Genomic DNA, 16823 nt, shown 5'->3' with positions numbered 1-16823 from the left:
AACCATGCTTCTTCTACAGATTATCGCTGGATTTATAATCCTTTATATTGTCATAAAAGTCGCTAGTTGGTTTGGAAGCCGCGACAATTCGCCAGTTTCTTTGGATTCTTCTTGGGATCAGGATAATCTTGACGATAGCGATGGTAGTGATTCAAGCAGCAGCGACTCAAGTAGCGGTGATTCAGGTGGTGGTGATTGAAGGTTGTTGTTCAATGATATTTCATCGTTCTGTAAACCCAAACACCATATTTGACTGATGAGTCGTTGAATAAAGCAAATAAGGCTGGCTTTACCCCTATATACTTGCTTTTACCCTGTCTTATTTTTTGCTGTTTTTTTAATTGATTGTCGGTGTTTAACGGCTATTGATTATGAGGATACGCCTTAGCAAGGATTGCTAATCAAGCGTCATTTAATCAGCATACTCGGTCTATAAAATTCATCTATAAAATGAACCTATAAACAGCTCTTATCTACAAGGATGTAGTTATGGAAGGTCTTGCCATAGTCACGTTAGTCAATTCAGTTATCATTCCTATTTGTCTGTTTTTAATCATGATGGGCATGGGGCTGACCCTCGTCACCAACGATTTTAAACGGGTTTTAAAATATCCAAAAGCAGTCGGCATTGGCTTGACCAATCAGTTGATACTGTTACCTATCATTGGCTTTGCGTTAGCCAATATCATGCCATTACGCCCAGAGTATGCCGTCGGGGTTATGCTCCTCGTACTGTGTCCGGGTGGCACTACCTCAAACTTATTTACCTATTTAGCCAAAGGCGATGTGGCGCTGTCGGTGACGATGACCGCGATTGCGAGCGTGATTACCGTCTTTACCATTCCCATTGTGCTGAGCTTTTCATTGATTTATTTTATGGGCAGCGGTAGTGAGTTTGAGTTACCAGTAGTAAAAACGATGCTGACTTTGGTGGTGCTGACGATAGTGCCTATTAGTGTCGGTATGCTGATTAAACGCTATGCACCAACCGTTGCCGATCGCTCACAAGTTTATGTGTCTCGATTTGGGGTGATATTTTTAACGTTTTTAGTGCTATTTTTGGGCTATGTGCAACGCGATATCATTGTCGACGCCTTTATCGCTACGGGTCCCGTATCGGTATTATTAAATCTCTCAACCATGGCGCTCGGTTATTATAGTAGTAAATGGTTCGGTCTCAACTGGGCGCAAAGAACCTCGGTGACGCTAGAAGTCGGTCTACAAAACAGTACCTTGTCGATATTTATGGCATTGACGTTATTATCTAACTACGACATGTCGATGATGCCAGCCATTTATACCTTGGTGATGTTCTTAAGCGCGGGGATTTTGGTGCGTATATTTAGCGCTCAACACGATAAGCTGAGAAAATCTGAAATAGAAAATAGCGTGTTGGCAGCGCGTATGCTGTAGATGCTGAAAACCCATAACAGGTTTAAATATTGAACCTTGTTATGGGTAATAGGCGAATTATCTATTTATAGCATTTAGCATTAACCAATACCAATCAAGGTCGGTGGGTATTTATACTGCTTCTAGCTTCCGCTTGTTCACTAGCCGTTTGTTCTTTCACTTTTTCAATTTGAAATAAGAACGTACGGTTTTTGAGTACTGCCACAAACACCACGCCGCCGACGGTATTGCCCACCAATATCACTACTAAAAACAGTAAATAACGCCCCAAGCTGACGGTATTGCCGTATAGCAAGGCAGAAAAAATCTCAATGTTGCCCACGATACTGTGGTGCAGTCCTAAAAAACCAATACTGCCAGTAATAAGCGCTACCAAAACGATGCGGCTAAGGGTGTCGCGTGCTGAGGTCACAAGCCACGCAGTGACGCCCATCATCCAACCTGCTAAGATGGCGCTACCAAATATGACCCACCACCTAAATCCTAAAATGTGTTCGGCATAAGTGTCGATGTCGCTCACGCTAAACAGCTGCATATTTAAACCCAAACCTATCATCAATGCGGCAAACAGACAGCCGCCAACGATGTTGCCAGCGATGACAATACCCCAAAGGCGTAGCAATTTGTGTAGCGGTTCAATCTTGTTAAGCACAGGTAGGCTTAATAATGAGGTTTGTTCGGTGAATAATAGCGACTGACCAATGACGACGATGATAAAGCCAATTGGGTAAAGTAGGGAGGCGAGCACGATTGCGTATTGGCTTGGTAGCACACCACTCAACAGCGCAAAAGCCGATAAAATCATAAAGAAGCTAATGCCAATCTCAAGCCCAGCGGTAAAGGCACTGGTAAATAGCGAGCCAAGTGAGCGCTCAAAGGTTTCTTTGGCATCCATCACTTGCTCAACCAAGATACTGGCATAGCTCTTTGCTTGACTCAAGTTGTCATCATTGGCGACTTTTTTGATGGTTTCCTTATCTGCTTCGCTCATATCTTCAGAGAAATCTTCGTCTTCTAAACTTTCTGTCGCCTCGGTATCATCTGGAATCGCAGTCTTGCTAATGTCTTTATCTTCAGTAAGAGATGGTTGATAAACGCTATCATCAATCAAGCGCTTATCATCAATCAAGCGCTTATCGTCTCTTTCATTAGCGTCTATTTCATCAGCTTGAGAGTGGCTGCTATTGTTATAGGTGTGCTCGGTATCTTTGGACACGGTCGGCTCGCTGTTTATAAGATCATGATTTTAGGATAAAGACGCCATTTATATGCTAGTGATGTTATAGAATATACCTCATAGCATGACCCATATTTTATAACATCACTAGCACTTATTTTGTTGGAATCTCATTCGATTGGTGACGTTTATGGGCTTTTGCGCTTATTAATGGGGCAATGCCACTCTGCAAGTCTGATAAATTGCCTTAGCATCTAACAAAATCTGGCCATCTGCGTTAAAATCACTCTATTCATTATTTTCATGATTTTATATTCGCTTTAATCACATTCAATCAATAAAAGATAATGCCATTATGAGTAACCACAACCTTACCACATCTATTCAAGCGGCCTTAAGCCAGTTAGAGAATGCCTATAATCCTGCGGAAGTCGAAGCAGGCATGTATCAAGGCTGGGAAGAAAGCGGCTATTTTAAGCCGACCTTTGATAAAGAAGAGTCGTTCTCTATCGCCTTGCCACCACCGAATGTCACTGGCTCGCTGCACATGGGTCATGGCTTTAACAATGCCATTATGGATGCGCTCACGCGTTATCACCGTATGGATGGTGATAATACGCTTTGGCAACCAGGTACGGACCATGCAGGTATCGCGACCCAAATGGTTGTTGAACGTCGTTTGGAAGCACAAGGCATCAAACGTCGTGACATGACGCGCGAAGACTTCATCGATAAAGTATGGGAATGGAAAGAAGAGTCGGGCGGCAATATCACCAGCCAAATTCGCCGTTTGGGCAGCTCGGTCGATTGGTCGCGTGAGCGTTTTACCATGGATGATGGTCTGTCTAACGCGGTAAAAGAAGTGTTCGTACGCCTATTCGATGATGGTTTGATATATCGTGGTAAGCGTTTGGTCAACTGGGATCCAAAGTTCCAAACTGCATTGTCTGATTTAGAAGTAGAAAACCATGACGAAAAAGGCAGCTTGTGGCATTTCCGCTATTATTTCACGGATAAAGATCTGACCACTCAAGATGGTAAAAACTATCTGGTGGTAGCGACTACGCGTCCTGAGACTTTGCTGGGTGATACCGCTGTTGCAGTCAATCCTAGCGATGAGCGTTATGCGCATTTGGTTGGCAAAACCATTACCTTGCCAATTACGGGTCGTGTCGTGCCTATCGTCGCTGATGATTATGTCGAAAAAGACTTCGGTACGGGCTGTGTAAAAATCACCCCAGCGCACGATTTCAACGATTATGAATTGGGTCGTCGTCATAGCTTACCATTGATTAATATCCTTGATGAGCGCGCCAATATCTTAGCAGCGATGGAAGTGTATCCTGATCTGCAAACACGTGAGCCAGAGTTGGAAACCACGCCAAGTGAGTATGCAGGACTTGAGCGTTTTGCCGCACGTAAGTTCCTTGTTGAGCAAGCAGGTGATCAAGGCTGGCTAGAAGACATCGAGGACTACGCACTCAAAGCGCCGCGTGCTGAGCGTGGTGGTACGATCGTTGAGCCGTGGTTGACCGATCAGTGGTATGTCGCGGTTAAAGAATTGGCTAAGCCTGCGATTGATGCGGTAGAAGACGGCAGCATCGAGTTTGTCCCTGCACAGTACAAAAACATGTATATGTCGTGGATGACCGATCTACAAGACTGGTGCATCAGCCGTCAGCTCTGGTGGGGACATCGTATCCCTGCATGGTATGACGATGAGACTGGTGAAGTTTATGTTGCCCGTGACGAAGCGGAAGTGCGTAGTAAATACAGTCTCAGCGATGACGTGATCTTGCGCCAAGATGATGACGTACTCGATACGTGGTTCAGCTCTGGTCTATGGACGTTCAGTACGCTTGACTGGGCAGACGTCAACGCCGACCCACGCGTGATGGACACCTTCCACCCGACCAGCGTGTTGGTGACAGGTTTTGACATTATTTTCTTTTGGGTGGCGCGCATGATCATGATGACCATGCACTTCGTGAAAAACGAAGACGGCACGCCGCAAGTACCGTTTAAGACCGTCTATGTGCATGGTCTGGTACGTGATGGCAATGGTCAAAAAATGTCAAAATCGAAAGGTAACGTCTTAGATCCGATTGACCTCATCGACGGTATTGATCTGGAAGCGCTGGTAGAAAAACGCACCAGCAATATGATGAATCCGAAAGACGCGGCTAAAATCGAAAAGCAAACGCGTAAAGAATTCCCAGAAGGCATCCCAGCCTTTGGTACGGATGCGCTACGTTTTACCTTTACCTCGCTTGCCAGTACCGGTCGCGATATCAACTTTGATCTAAAGCGTGTCGAAGGCTATCGTAACTTCTGTAATAAAATCTGGAACGCCAGCCGTTTTGTACTCATGAACTGTGTCGATAGCGAAGGTTCTGCCAAGCCTATCGACCAAGCGGCAAACCCTGACGTTTGGGAATTACCAGAAAAATGGATCATGAGTCGTCTGAACTCTACCGTTGCCGATATCCATCAGCATTTCGCTCAGTATCGTCTCGATATGGTCAGCCAAGATATCTATGAGTTTATCTGGAATGAGTACTGTGATTGGTATGTTGAGCTTGCCAAAGCCAGTCTAAATGATGACTCGGTGTCTGACGAACGCAAAGCGCAAATCCGTTATATTGCTGCATGTGCTAGAGACGGCGTTACGCTTTAGCCATCCAATCATGCCGTATCTGACCGAGCAAATTTGGCAGACGGTTGCACCGCTACTGAATCGCAAAAACACTGACAGCATCGTAGTCGCTGACTATCCAAAAACGGATGATGCACAAATCAGTGAGCAGGTCGAGGCGGATATGGCGTGGCTACAAGAGCTCATCGCTAGCGTCCGTAACATCCGTGGTGAGATGAAATTGGGTAATGCCGTACGTCTGCCAGTGCTACTACAAAATATCTCTAGCGATGAAGACGCGCGTCTGTCACGTATCAAAAACCAGTTCAAAGCGCTTGCTAAAGTTGAGAGCCTAGAGATCGTCAAAGAAGGCGATGAGGTGCCACTATCATCATCAAGTATGGTCGGGCAGCTACGGGTACTTGTACCGATGAAAGGGCTGATTGATCCAACGGCTGAGCTAGCACGTTTAGGTAAGTCATATGATAAGTTGAAAGGTCAAGCCGAAGGCATCGCACGCAAGCTAGGCAATGAAGGCTTCGTCAGTAAAGCACCTGCGGAAGTGGTCGATGCTGAGAAAGCAAAACTGGCTGAGCTAGAAGGGCAGTTGACCGCAATGACGGCGCAGATGGAGCAGTTGAAAGCGTTGTAGTCTAAGCAATCATTATAATGGCCATAACTTTAATACTTGCATTCTTGATCATGGCGATTCTATTTTTCTATTGGAATCGTCATGAGTCATTAGATAAGCATGCCATTTTCGCCACTATATTTATGGTGGTATATGTGCTTGTTTATCTATTTTTAAATCCTCCATACTTTTCACCGAATCGTCATATTGATACCTTGCTGATGATATTACCTCTAGTATCGTATGGCGCTATTCTATTTCCTGAAATAAATGCGACGATACCAGTACAAGGAACAAAGGGATTTGGTTGGTTGGGACTGGTTGTAACTGTGATAGTTTTAGTTGGGTTTAAGTGGTTTTTTTAAGCAAGCTGAAAGTATCTTGCGTAAGCTAGGTAATGAAGGTTTTGTTAGCAAAGCACCTGCGGAAGTGTTAGAAGAGAGAAGGCGAAACTGGCTGAGCTAGAAGGGCAGTTGACCGCGATGACGGCGCAGATGGAGCAGTTGAAAGCGTTGTAATTGGCATAGTCATATCTGTATGAATAAAAAACGCCATCACAATTGTGATGGCGTTTTTTATTATCTACTGGTTAGTTAGTTACTTAAGAGTTCATATCTATACCATTAATAAATATCTGTGTGCTATGATTTGTCACACTGTATGTCTCTACTACTTTGTCATTTAAAACAAAGTTGATATAAAATGTTTTCCAAAATTAATGACAAATATATTCTTCTATATTTTTTTCATATAACAAGATTTATATTAGATAGTGAGTACCTTCGAATGAAGTCAAACACATACTACAAAACGTATATCAGCTTATATCTGAAGATTTTAATAGCGGACAGGCTCACGAAGTAATAAGAGAATGGCGCTCGCACAACATTTATGCATTAGATATAGCTTCAAAACTACTAGAAAGAATCGTCAAAAACCTTGATCTTAAGAATTGCTACACAGGGCAACGACTAAAAAGGCTAGTGTCAATAAAACAAAAATTAGTCAAAAGTGAAGGTATGAGACTCACCAAAATGCAGGATATTGTAGGTGTAAGGCTTGTAGTCAATGATCTGAAAGAATTAGCAAAGGTAGTTAAGTTATTACAAGACGGTAAAATATTAGGTAGAAATATTTCTATCGTTAGAGAGTTTAATTATATAAAAAAACCAAAAGAAGATGGGTATAGAAGCTACCATATAACTTTCGAGATAAAAAATAAACATAGGGGCATAGAGTACAAAAGGTTATTTGAGTTACAAGTTAGGACGAAGTCACAGCATGCATGGTCTACTGTGGTAGAGACTATAGGAACTTATATGGGAGTAAACTTCAAAGGCGGCGATGGCGAAAAAGACTGGAAGAGTTTTTTTAAAGAGTCTTCTTATATATTTTCATGGTTTGAGAAATTTGAAAGTGGCCGTAAACACCTTACTATAGGTGATGCAGAAGAGGTAATCAGAGGTTCTATACGGCTCAAAGAAATAATGTTGGAGTTAAAAATAACAGAACTACTAGTGCTTCTTAATAATATGACTTCAGACATTAGCTATAAGCTAAATGAAACTTCTAAGAATGATTATGCAATTATATTTATTGACTACATTAAGAAAGAAAGTGTGTGAGAACTTATCCCAAAGCAGCATCTAAAACTGTTAATAATCTTTATATCAGGTTAGAAGAAGAGCTGAATTATACAGATCAAATCCAAGTCTTATTCGTTGAAATTACAAATTTAACTAACTTGAGAAAGGCTTTTCCGAATTTCTATATAGATGTATCTGAATTCATAATTATTCTAAAAAGATACTTCAATAGATTGAATGATTATGCATCCAACTTGAGCTAAATTTTCAAATAGATCGAAGGAACACCATGAACCATCTCACCGTCGGACAACGCGCGCCTTTAAGCAATCTTGCTATTAATGACACCGCACCAATCACGCTAAGTTCACTCGTCAAAGTCCGATAGAGATGGACATCAGCTGCTTTGCCTTAGACGCAGCGGGCAAGCTGATCAATGATGATTACATGGTGTTTTACAATCAGCCAACCTCACCTTGTGGGCAAATCAAGCTCACCCATTATGAGTCGCAGCCAACGGCGAATAAAGGCATCCAAGCCGAGTTTGAAGTTAATTTATCCAAACTGGCGACTAATATAGACAGCTTGTTTTTTGTATTATCAGCCGACACGCCGCTCAATCAAATTCAATCGTTAGAGATTGGCATTTGGCAGCAATTACAAAAAGCGCAGGCAGCGTATCAAGCAGTAGACTTTGCCCAGCAGCAAGCCAGTATGCTGATGCAGCTTTACCGTAAGAGTGGCGTTTGGCGAGTATCTAACGTCGCGCAAGGCTTTAATGGTGGACTTGCCGCCATCGTGCAGCATTTCGGTGGCGATGTAGAAGAGAGTAGTCCGCAAGTACTCGAGCCGACCGCCACGCCAGTGCAAGCAAAACCATCGCTAGAAAAGGTCATGCTAGACAAAGCCCCAAAGCTCGTCAATCTGGCCAAAAAAGCCACGATATCGCTTGAGAAACGTCAATTGCAGCAATTAACCGCAAAAGTAGCGTTGGTGTTAGATGCCTCAGGCTCAATGAACAGACAATATAAACAAGGCCGCGTGCAAGAGGTGGTCAATCGTCTATTACCATTGGCAGTCAGCTTCGATGACGACCAAGCGCTAGACTGCTGGGCGTTTGCCCGAGATCCGCAGTATTTGGGTGAGATTGGACTGAGCAACTATGACGGCTTCATTGACAACGCTCATGGCGGCTGGCGCAAATGGGCACTTGGCCCGCGCATCAATAACGAAGCAGAAGTCATGAAAGCCGTGACGGAGTTTTATCAAAATGATGGGTTGGATGTACCTGTCTATGTTTTATTTATCAGTGATGGCGGGGTGAATGACAATCGCGGTATCACCAGAGTCATGACGGAAGCCGCGAAACTACCGATATTTTGGCAGTTCTTGGGCTTAGGTGGTCGTGGTTATGGCATCCTAAAAAAACTAGACGACATGGAAGGGCGCGTGATTGATAATTGCGACTTTTTTGAACTCGATGATTTGGATGACATTAGCGAAGAAGCCTTGTATGAAAACATGCTAGAAGAGTTTCCAAGCTGGCTAAAAGAGGCACGCCAGATAGGATTGATAGCGAAATAACTAAATCAGGATAGTATCTTTAACGATAAAACCGTTCATAATCCAGCTATGAGCGGTTTTTTATTGCTAAAAATTCAGTCAAAGGTGGTGAGCTCACTTACCCAACCACTAACCAAACATACCTATTGATAGCAAAAACCTCGTAAAAATAGCCTTGTACCGTTTTGAGTGATATTGCATGCTTAGCTACCTATATAGGTAGGCAGTTCTATAAATGATTATCTGGTTTAAAAATCTAGCTGTCTAACCTTTATCGAATATTAGCCACTCCATATCATTCAATGACAGTATTTTTATGAGCCAACACAAAAAGCCTTTTACTATCGACCCAAAACCAATCAGCATAACAGCCCAACGGTGCGTTGGACGTTTGTCATACTGGGCTGGCTATTTTTTGTATTAGGGATTATCGGTGTATTGCTGCCAGTCATGCCGACTGCGCCTTTTATATTACTGGCAGCAGGTTGCTGGGCACGTAGTTCGCGACGCTTTCATTTTTGGTTGATTAATCATAAATACTTTGGGAAATTTGTCCGCGATTGGGAAAATAATCATGCCGTGCCACTCTATGCCAAGTGGTTAGCGACAATAATGATGACTATTTCAACAACGATGTTATTTTTTAATATTCCCGCCGATATGATATGGATGGCATGGCTGGTAGCCGGTCTGTACTGGGGTAGCGGTCTATTTGTTCCGTTTGCCAAATGCCTAAAATACATTGATTTTCAGGTCAAAAATCGTAATAAATGGGCTTTGGTTACATGAAAGCTAAGATAAGACTTGCGAAATCAGGATGTTCCCCCTATAATACGTCCAAGCTTAAGAGCAGTTCTGCACCAAATCATTACCTCGTAGTATTAGTTATAATCCTTCGTTTTAATATTTATCGTTCAGTAGCTATTTGCAAGCGTTATCGGTCACTAGGCCATTAATAAATTTAAAAGTAGGATTATATTATGTCAGACGTTCAAAAAGGTACAGTTAAGTGGTTCAACGAAGCTAAAGGCTTTGGTTTTATCGCTCCAGAAACTGGCGCAGACGTTTTTGCTCATTACAGCGAAATCACTGGTTCAGGCTTCAAAACTTTAGCTGAAGGCCAAGAAGTTGAGTTCACTGTAACTCAAGGTCAAAAAGGCCCACAAGCCCATAACATCGTTGCTATCTAATTTGTCTTTATAGACACTTAGAGCAAGATGAAAAAAAAGCGAACCTTCGGGTTCGTTTTTTTCGTCTACGATTTAAGATAAGCTATTTGCAATTAAAAGCTTAATATCTATAACGTAACGTGCGCTTTATGTTGAGTGGCTTTTAAATCAGACGATAAACCAAAAAAGCCGATGACTAGCATAGTCATCGGCTTTTTTGATCTATATAACTCATGGCAAGAATGATAACGAACGGCAAGGATGTTTGGTAGTTTACTTTAGCCAAGTAAGCTTATGCCAATATTAATCAATCCACCGCCAACGATCAGCCAAGCAAACATAATCGCCCCCAAGATAAGAGGTTTAACGCCAGCTTGTTTAATAGCGCCCAAATGCGTGGTTAGACCAAGCGCAAACATCGCCATGGTAAGCAGCACGTCGTCTAGCATCACCATACTACGCTCAAAGCTTGCGCTCATCAGCACCCAAGTGTGCAGTAAGACGATGGCAATGAATATGAAGGCAAACCAAGGCACTTTGACTTGTTGAACGCGATTCATAAACGATGGTTTTTTGCCATTGTCGCTGCTACCTTTGGTTAAGGCAAACGATAAAATAAGTAAAAAAGGAGCAAGCATCATGACGCGTATCATCTTGGTGACAACCGCTGTGTCACCCACTTCGGGACTGACGGCGTTACCAGCGACGACGACTTGCGCCACTTCATGAATGGTGGAACCCGTATAAATCCCGTACTGCTGAGCATTTAGCCAAGGTTGCAACCAACCAAGATGGTATAAAAACGGATAGAGCAACATCGCAACCGTACCAAAGACCACCACTGTCGCCACGGCGATAGTGACTTTGTGTGCTTCCGCTTTGACCACTGGCTCTGCGGCAATCACTGCGGCGGCACCGCAAATACTTGCGCCTGACCCAATTAATAGCGTCGTTTGTTTATCGACTTTTAACCATCGGGTACCTATCCAATAGGTGAGTAAAAAGGTCGATGTCAATACCAACGCATCGCTCATCACCGCAGACAGTCCGACACTTGATACTTGCGTTAAGGTCAGCTTAAAGCCATAAAACATGATGGCGAGGCGCAATATTTGACCTTTGGCAAATGCCACGCCGACACTTAAGCGCTCAGCAAGGTTAGGATAGACCGTATTGCCCAATACCATACCAATGAGAATGGCTAAAGTGAGAGAAGACAAGCCAACGATACGTCCATTGGTCCATGTGTTGACACTAGTATTGAGCCATAAACAAAATAAGCTGCCAATCAGCACGACGATAAGCCCTGCTAAATGGCGGCGCGGGAAATAGTTATTTACTGATTGGGTCAAGGCGTACATGACTGACTGTCCTATTATGTATTATCTAATCGAAATAAGCATAAGCTTATGAATAGACATTATAAGGCAGACCAATCTATAAAAACAGATTAATTAGATAAAAACTATCGATTTTTTAGGTTAATAAAAGTCTTTGGGCTAAAAAGATGGTTTTTTAGATAATAAAGGGCTTTTAAAGTAACAGGTGCTTTTTAGATTGTATCAATAAGATGGGGTATCAGAGAAATTATGAAAAAAGCCATGCAGGTATTACCAAAGATTACCCTCAAGCAATTATCGGTGTTTGTCAGTATTTATCAAACGGGTAGTACTAGCCGTGCCAGTGAAGCGCTGCATTTATCGCAGTCGGCGGTCAGTAGTGCGCTGACAGAATTAGAAGCAAGGCTGCAAATGCCACTGTTTGAGCGCGTCGGACGTAGGCTCAATCAGCACCCCAACGCCCATCCTATTTATATACAGGCACAAGCCATTTTGGGGCAGGCCTTAACTCTAGAGCATTATCATAAGCATCAAGCAGGGCAGATTCATATCGGTGCCAGTACCACGATCGGCAATTATGTGCTGCCGCCGCTGCTTGCCAAGCTATATGCGACGCTACCCGATGCCCATATCGATATGTATATCGCCAATACTCAAGAAGTGGTCAGCGAAGTTGAGCAGTTAAATATTGATATTGCGCTCGTAGAGGGTATGCCGCGCCCCACAGATATGAAGGCGATCGAGCAGCGTGCGTGGCGGACAGATACCTTGATGATCTTTACCAAGCGCGATAGCAAATGGTTGACAGGCATGGCCGCGTATAACGATGCGGATAATTGCTACGAGCTTAGCATTGCACAACTGGCAAAACTGCCGCTATTGGTACGAGAGGCAGGGTCAGGTACACGGCAAATTATCGATGAGCAGCTACTCAAGCATTTGCCTGATGCGGAAATTGTGATGGCGATTCAGCAGTCGGAAGCTATTAAGCATATGGTGAGTGCAGATATTGGTCTTGGCTGTTTATCACAGCATGTCATTCAGGCAGAGCTGACAGCAGGAGCGCTGGTACAGGTGAAAGTCGCAGGCATCGATTTGTCGCGGACTTGGTGGCTAGTGTGGCATAAAGCCCGCCATCAAAGCCCGATTTGGCAAAGTTTTATTGATATTTTGACAGCAGATTAATTTTAGTGATAAATATAGAGGTATTAGCGAGAATATCTAATATTTTAATAAATAATAAAAAAGCGCAAAGTTATACAATGCGCTTTTTTTAATGAGCTTTTTTAATAGTTTTAACTAACTTGGAAACGACGTTAAGTCTTTTCTTAAACTACTTATTAACGGGTTTATCCAGTCTTACGACCAAGCTATCGCATGGGACGTTAGGCAAGATATTATCTGCCGTCGCGCCACTGAGCCAAGCGGCGATACCATGGCGTTCATGACGACCGATGACCAACAAATCAACATCATGCTTGTGACAATAGTTGACGATACCTTCACTGTTAGAGATGGCAGTGGTCACTTCAGAATTCACCGCATGTAGGTCATTACGGTCTAAAAACTGTGCCAATTTAGCGCGCGCTTCTTGACAGCGTTCATCGTCAATTTCATCGTATAAGCTGGAGGCTGGCACCAGCTCATAGCCAAAGCCAACCATAGTATCTTTGACGATATGTAATACCGATAACTTAGCATTAGGACGATTCTCGACGATACGTTTGGCCTTTTGGGCGACCACATCAGCATCGGACATTAAGTCGGTGACCAATAAAATATGTTCGTAACTCATGAGCGGCTCCTTGTGACAGATGATTTTAACTATAGCACTACTGATGGCTGCTGTTAAGTACGCTTTGAGTTCGCTTTGTGAAAATCCGACATTCTGCCATATTGGTCATCTTTATTACTACGGTATCTTGACTTATGGAGGTGCGAACCCCATCTAATTCCGTTAGGCAAATTCTTTAATTTATACCGGCGCATTGCTGTCATTTAAAATGATGCACGGGTACATGCCATTAAATTTGAATATTACTCATAGGTTAATCACAATAATACGCACAATATTTTATATAAATATCATATAAAAAACACCCTACGATAAGTACTAAATACACTATTTATCTATTGTTTACTCCGATTTTATTTTATCGCCACTGGCTATATTTAGTCATTAATCGCATATTATTCTAAATAAAATTAGAGCAATCCATAAGGAAAATTATGACCGACACATTATCTACTACTGATCTAACTTTGCATCCTGCCTTTGAGCTGATTGAGCACCGCCATATCGATGCATTGTCGATGGACGTATTGATAAGCCAACACGTTAAAACAGGCGCGATGCATTACCACTTGGCACTCCGAGTGACGAAAATGCCTTTTTGGTTGGCTTTCGAACTCAGCCAATGGATCAAAAGGTGAGGCGCATAGAGCGTGGCTTTATGTGGCTCTGAAAGTTCCCCGTTCGTGACCCATTTTTTCTCAATGATTAAGCGTTCGCTTAATACCTTTATGAATGCGATGACCGCTGCCGATTGGACGGCGTATCCGTATGCGACGCAAAATAAAAACGACTACTTTAATTTGCTAGCCGTTTATCTGGATGCCTCATTTTCCCCAATATTCATCCGCTGGATTTTGCTCAAGAAGGTATTCGTGTAGAATTAGACGAAAATGATAAGCCGCAATTTAAAGGCATCGTCTTTAATGAAATGAAAGGCGCAATGGTGGCGAGATTGACCAGTTGTATCATACGGTCGCCCATCATTTATTCCCAACGACGACGTATCACTATAATTCGGGTGGCGATCCAGCCGATATCCCAGACTTGACGCATACTGAGCTAGTTGAATTTCATCAGAGCCATTATCATCCGTCAAACAGTGTGATTATGAGCTTTGGTAATATTCCAGTCGCTGAAACCCAAGCTAAAATCCATGAAGATGCCTTGATTCAGTTTGAAGCGGGCAAAAAACATGTCTCGCGTCCTGAAAAACGCCTGTCTGCACCGATTAGCGCCGTTGATACTTATACCGCTGACGAAGCAGGTCCTGACCAAACTCATCACGTGATTGCATGGTTATTACCATCGATTACTGATCCAAAGCAGCGTTTGGCATTGCGTTTATTAGAAGGCGTGCTGGTTGAGCATGCTGGTTCGCCGCTACGTGCTTTTTGGACAGCCATCCACTTGGTAAAGCGCCAAGTCCGCTACTAGGTTTGGATGACAGTCATTATGAAATGGTCTTTTATACGGGACTACGTGGTTCTAACCCTGAACACGCCGAAGCGGTAGAGCAGGGCATTATTGATTTGCTTAAAGAGGTCGCGAGCCAACCAATTGATGATGAAACCATTGAGACGATTCTGCACCAAATCGAGATTGATCAGCGCCATATCGGCGGCGATAGCATGCCTTATGGTCTAAATCTCATGCTAGAAGGTTTTAGCACTGCCATTCATGATGGTAATCCTATTGATGTCTGGGAAGTTGATGAGCATTTGCAGTGGCTACGTGAGCAAGTAAAAGATGCGCAATGGTTACCGAATTTAATCAAGCAGCATTTGCTTGATAATCAGCATCGTGTGCGTGTGACCATGACGCCTGATAGTGAAAAATCCGCCCGTTTGGCGGCAGCTGAGCAGACTCGTCTTGATACCATCGAAATGGATTTGACCGCTGATGATAAAGCTATCTTAAAACAACAAGCGTTAGATTTGGCAGCGCGCCAAGCCGCGCCTGATGATTTAAGCTTATTGCCAAAAGTGGGTTTAGAAGACGTACCGACCGATATCAGCTTTAAACAACACGCAAAAGCAGATTAATTTAAGTGGCAAAGACAGCACCTTATTTGAATATGAAGCGGGCACTAACGGCTTATATTATTATCAAATAATTGTACCGTTGACTGATGCGATTGGTAATGAGGATACAAGCGAGCTACCCGTTAATGAAGTCATTAATCATCCGCTGTTGCCTATCTATTTAAGCTTATTATCAGAGCTAGGTACAGATTCGCTCAGCGCTCACGAAATGCAGGCCAAGCAAGCGGCGCATTCATCAGGGGTGACGGCGCGTATTAGTCAGCGTACCAATGTCGATGACAGCCAAGCGATTAGCAGCTACTTTGTGGTGGCAACGCGCGCGCTGAATCGTAAACCTGAAGCGATTGATTTGCTCAAAGAAGTGATGGAACACAGTATCTTTAGTGAGCATGATCGTATCAAAGAAATCTTGCAGCAGCGTCAAGCAGGCTGGCAATCAAACCTTGCTGGTTCAGGGCATTCCTATGCCATGCAAACCGCCAGCCGTGGTATGAGTCGTCAAGCGCAGTTAGAGTACGTGCGCAGTGGTCTGCCAGCATTGAACGCGCTAAAAGACTTCTTAACTCATGCCAGTACCGACGACGCACAGTGGGATAAATTAGCAAACAGCTTGATGGACTTACATCAACGTCTAATTAGTTTGCCTAAGCACGCGGTTATTATTTGCGAAGCCGAGCAAACTGAACGCTTAAGCAATTTAATTGTTGATAGCTGGAAAGACAGTCAAGCGCCAAAGATTGCAGCGCAGTTAAAAAATACTGATGCGAGTATTGAAGACAATATCCCAAGCGAGTTTGCTGAATTGCAACTTGATACGGCGTTAAATGGTGATAAAGACGCGGTCGAAGCGCTAGAAAGTGATGTGGCGCTCGATGTTGAAGACTTAGCGTGGCTAGTCCCAACCAACGTCTATCATAATGCCAGCGCTTATACCGTACCAGCGGCTGATCATCCTGATACAGCAGCTCTCATGGTACTCGCGCCTTATCTACGCAATGGTTATCTGCATAGCGCTATTCGTGAGCGCGGCGGTGCTTATGGCGGCGGTGCGGGCTACGATGCCAATGCCTGTGCCTTTAAGTTCTTTAGCTACCGTGACCCGCAGTGTGCTGAAACTTTTGCCCATTTTGATGCCAGTATCGAATGGCTATTGAATGAGCCGCAAACAGACGAGCAGTTAGAAGAGGCCATCTTAGGTATTATCTCAGGAATGGATAAGCCAGGCTCTCCAGCAGGGGAGGCGGTTAAAGCCTGCTTTGCTGACTTACATCATCGCGGTGTAGAGTGGCAGCGTAAAATGCGCGCGTCAATATTGGCTGTGACCGTGGCTGACTTACAGCGCGTTGCTAAGCAATACCTACAAGGACAAAAGCACGTACGTGCAGTACTCGCGCCTTATGATAAAGAAGCGGCAGTGCAAGAGTTAGGCTTTAGCATTTATAAAATTAAAAGCTAATCTTCTTCAAGTCTGC

At 43.5% G+C, this 16823-nt stretch carries 12 protein-coding genes and 2 pseudogenes; 11 read left to right on the top strand and 3 right to left on the bottom strand.

Annotation, left to right across the window (positions count from 1 at the left end; translation table 11 throughout):
• Window positions 1–4: 4 nt before the first annotated feature.
• Window positions 5–199 (top strand): hypothetical protein, encoded by a 195-nt coding sequence (locus tag G7Y90_RS01110; protein WP_250163169.1) that lies wholly within the window; start codon window positions 5–7, stop codon window positions 197–199.
• Between the two features lie 290 nt (window positions 200–489).
• Window positions 490–1413 (top strand): bile acid:sodium symporter family protein, encoded by a 924-nt coding sequence (locus G7Y90_RS01105; RefSeq protein ID WP_055124799.1) that lies wholly within the window; start codon window positions 490–492, stop codon window positions 1411–1413.
• Between the two features lie 94 nt (window positions 1414–1507).
• On the opposite strand, the gene G7Y90_RS01100 is transcribed toward G7Y90_RS01105, so the two are convergent.
• Window positions 1508–2629, bottom strand: a complete 1122-nt coding sequence (locus G7Y90_RS01100; RefSeq protein ID WP_193009055.1) for a formate/nitrite transporter family protein — start codon at window positions 2627–2629, stop codon at window positions 1508–1510.
• A gap of 316 nt (window positions 2630–2945) precedes the next feature.
• Between G7Y90_RS01100 and G7Y90_RS01095 the strand changes: the two are divergent.
• The 7 genes and pseudogenes from G7Y90_RS01095 to G7Y90_RS01070 all read left to right on the top strand — a co-directional run bounded on the left by G7Y90_RS01095 (window position 2946) and on the right by G7Y90_RS01070 (window position 10195).
• A pseudogene (locus G7Y90_RS01095) lies at window positions 2946–5877 on the top strand (valine--tRNA ligase).
• A 17-nt stretch (window positions 5878–5894) separates the two neighbouring features.
• Complete coding sequence (locus G7Y90_RS01090; protein WP_201540138.1) at window positions 5895–6221, top strand: hypothetical protein; 327 nt, start codon at window positions 5895–5897, stop codon at window positions 6219–6221.
• Window positions 6199–6321 (top strand): hypothetical protein, encoded by a 123-nt coding sequence (locus G7Y90_RS18765; RefSeq protein ID WP_502937388.1) that lies wholly within the window; start codon window positions 6199–6201, stop codon window positions 6319–6321. The genes G7Y90_RS01090 and G7Y90_RS18765 overlap by 23 nt, the downstream gene beginning before the upstream one ends.
• 554 nt (window positions 6322–6875) lie before the next feature.
• On the top strand, window positions 6876–7481 hold the full coding sequence (locus G7Y90_RS01085; protein ID WP_250163168.1) for a RelA/SpoT domain-containing protein: 606 nt from the start codon (window positions 6876–6878) through the stop codon (window positions 7479–7481).
• A 351-nt stretch (window positions 7482–7832) separates the two neighbouring features.
• A complete protein-coding gene (locus G7Y90_RS01080) occupies window positions 7833–9026 on the top strand; it encodes a VWA domain-containing protein (RefSeq protein WP_250163167.1) in 1194 nt (397 codons plus the stop codon).
• 357 nt (window positions 9027–9383) lie between these two features.
• On the top strand, window positions 9384–9794 hold the full coding sequence (locus tag G7Y90_RS01075) for a YbaN family protein (RefSeq protein WP_250163166.1): 411 nt from the start codon (window positions 9384–9386) through the stop codon (window positions 9792–9794).
• Window positions 9795–9985: 191 nt separating this feature from the next.
• Window positions 9986–10195 (top strand): cold-shock protein, encoded by a 210-nt coding sequence (locus G7Y90_RS01070; RefSeq protein ID WP_045453470.1) that lies wholly within the window; start codon window positions 9986–9988, stop codon window positions 10193–10195.
• A gap of 257 nt (window positions 10196–10452) precedes the next feature.
• Here the strand turns inward: G7Y90_RS01070 and G7Y90_RS01065 are convergent, their stop codons facing one another.
• Entirely contained in the window at window positions 10453–11535 is a 1083-nt protein-coding gene (locus tag G7Y90_RS01065; protein ID WP_250163165.1) for a YeiH family protein, read from the bottom strand.
• Between the two features lie 228 nt (window positions 11536–11763).
• Between G7Y90_RS01065 and G7Y90_RS01060 the strand changes: the two genes are divergently transcribed.
• A complete protein-coding gene (locus tag G7Y90_RS01060) occupies window positions 11764–12699 on the top strand; it encodes a LysR substrate-binding domain-containing protein (RefSeq protein ID WP_250163164.1) in 936 nt (311 codons plus the stop codon).
• A 148-nt stretch (window positions 12700–12847) separates the two neighbouring features.
• On the opposite strand, the gene G7Y90_RS01055 is transcribed toward G7Y90_RS01060, so the two are convergent.
• The gene (locus tag G7Y90_RS01055; protein ID WP_087813544.1) at window positions 12848–13309 is read right to left on the bottom strand and encodes a universal stress protein; all 462 of its coding nucleotides are present in this window, start codon (window positions 13307–13309) and stop codon (window positions 12848–12850) included.
• A 431-nt stretch (window positions 13310–13740) separates the two neighbouring features.
• Between G7Y90_RS01055 and G7Y90_RS01050 the strand changes: the two are divergent.
• A pseudogene (locus G7Y90_RS01050) lies at window positions 13741–16807 on the top strand (insulinase family protein).
• The last annotated feature ends 16 nt before the right edge of the window (window positions 16808–16823 follow it).

The organism is Psychrobacter sp. WY6 (assembly GCF_018448495.1).
GTDB lineage: Bacteria > Pseudomonadota > Gammaproteobacteria > Pseudomonadales > Moraxellaceae > Psychrobacter.
The sequence above is the reverse complement of the archived record's forward strand: the minus strand, read 5'-3'. Positions and strand labels throughout refer to the sequence as shown.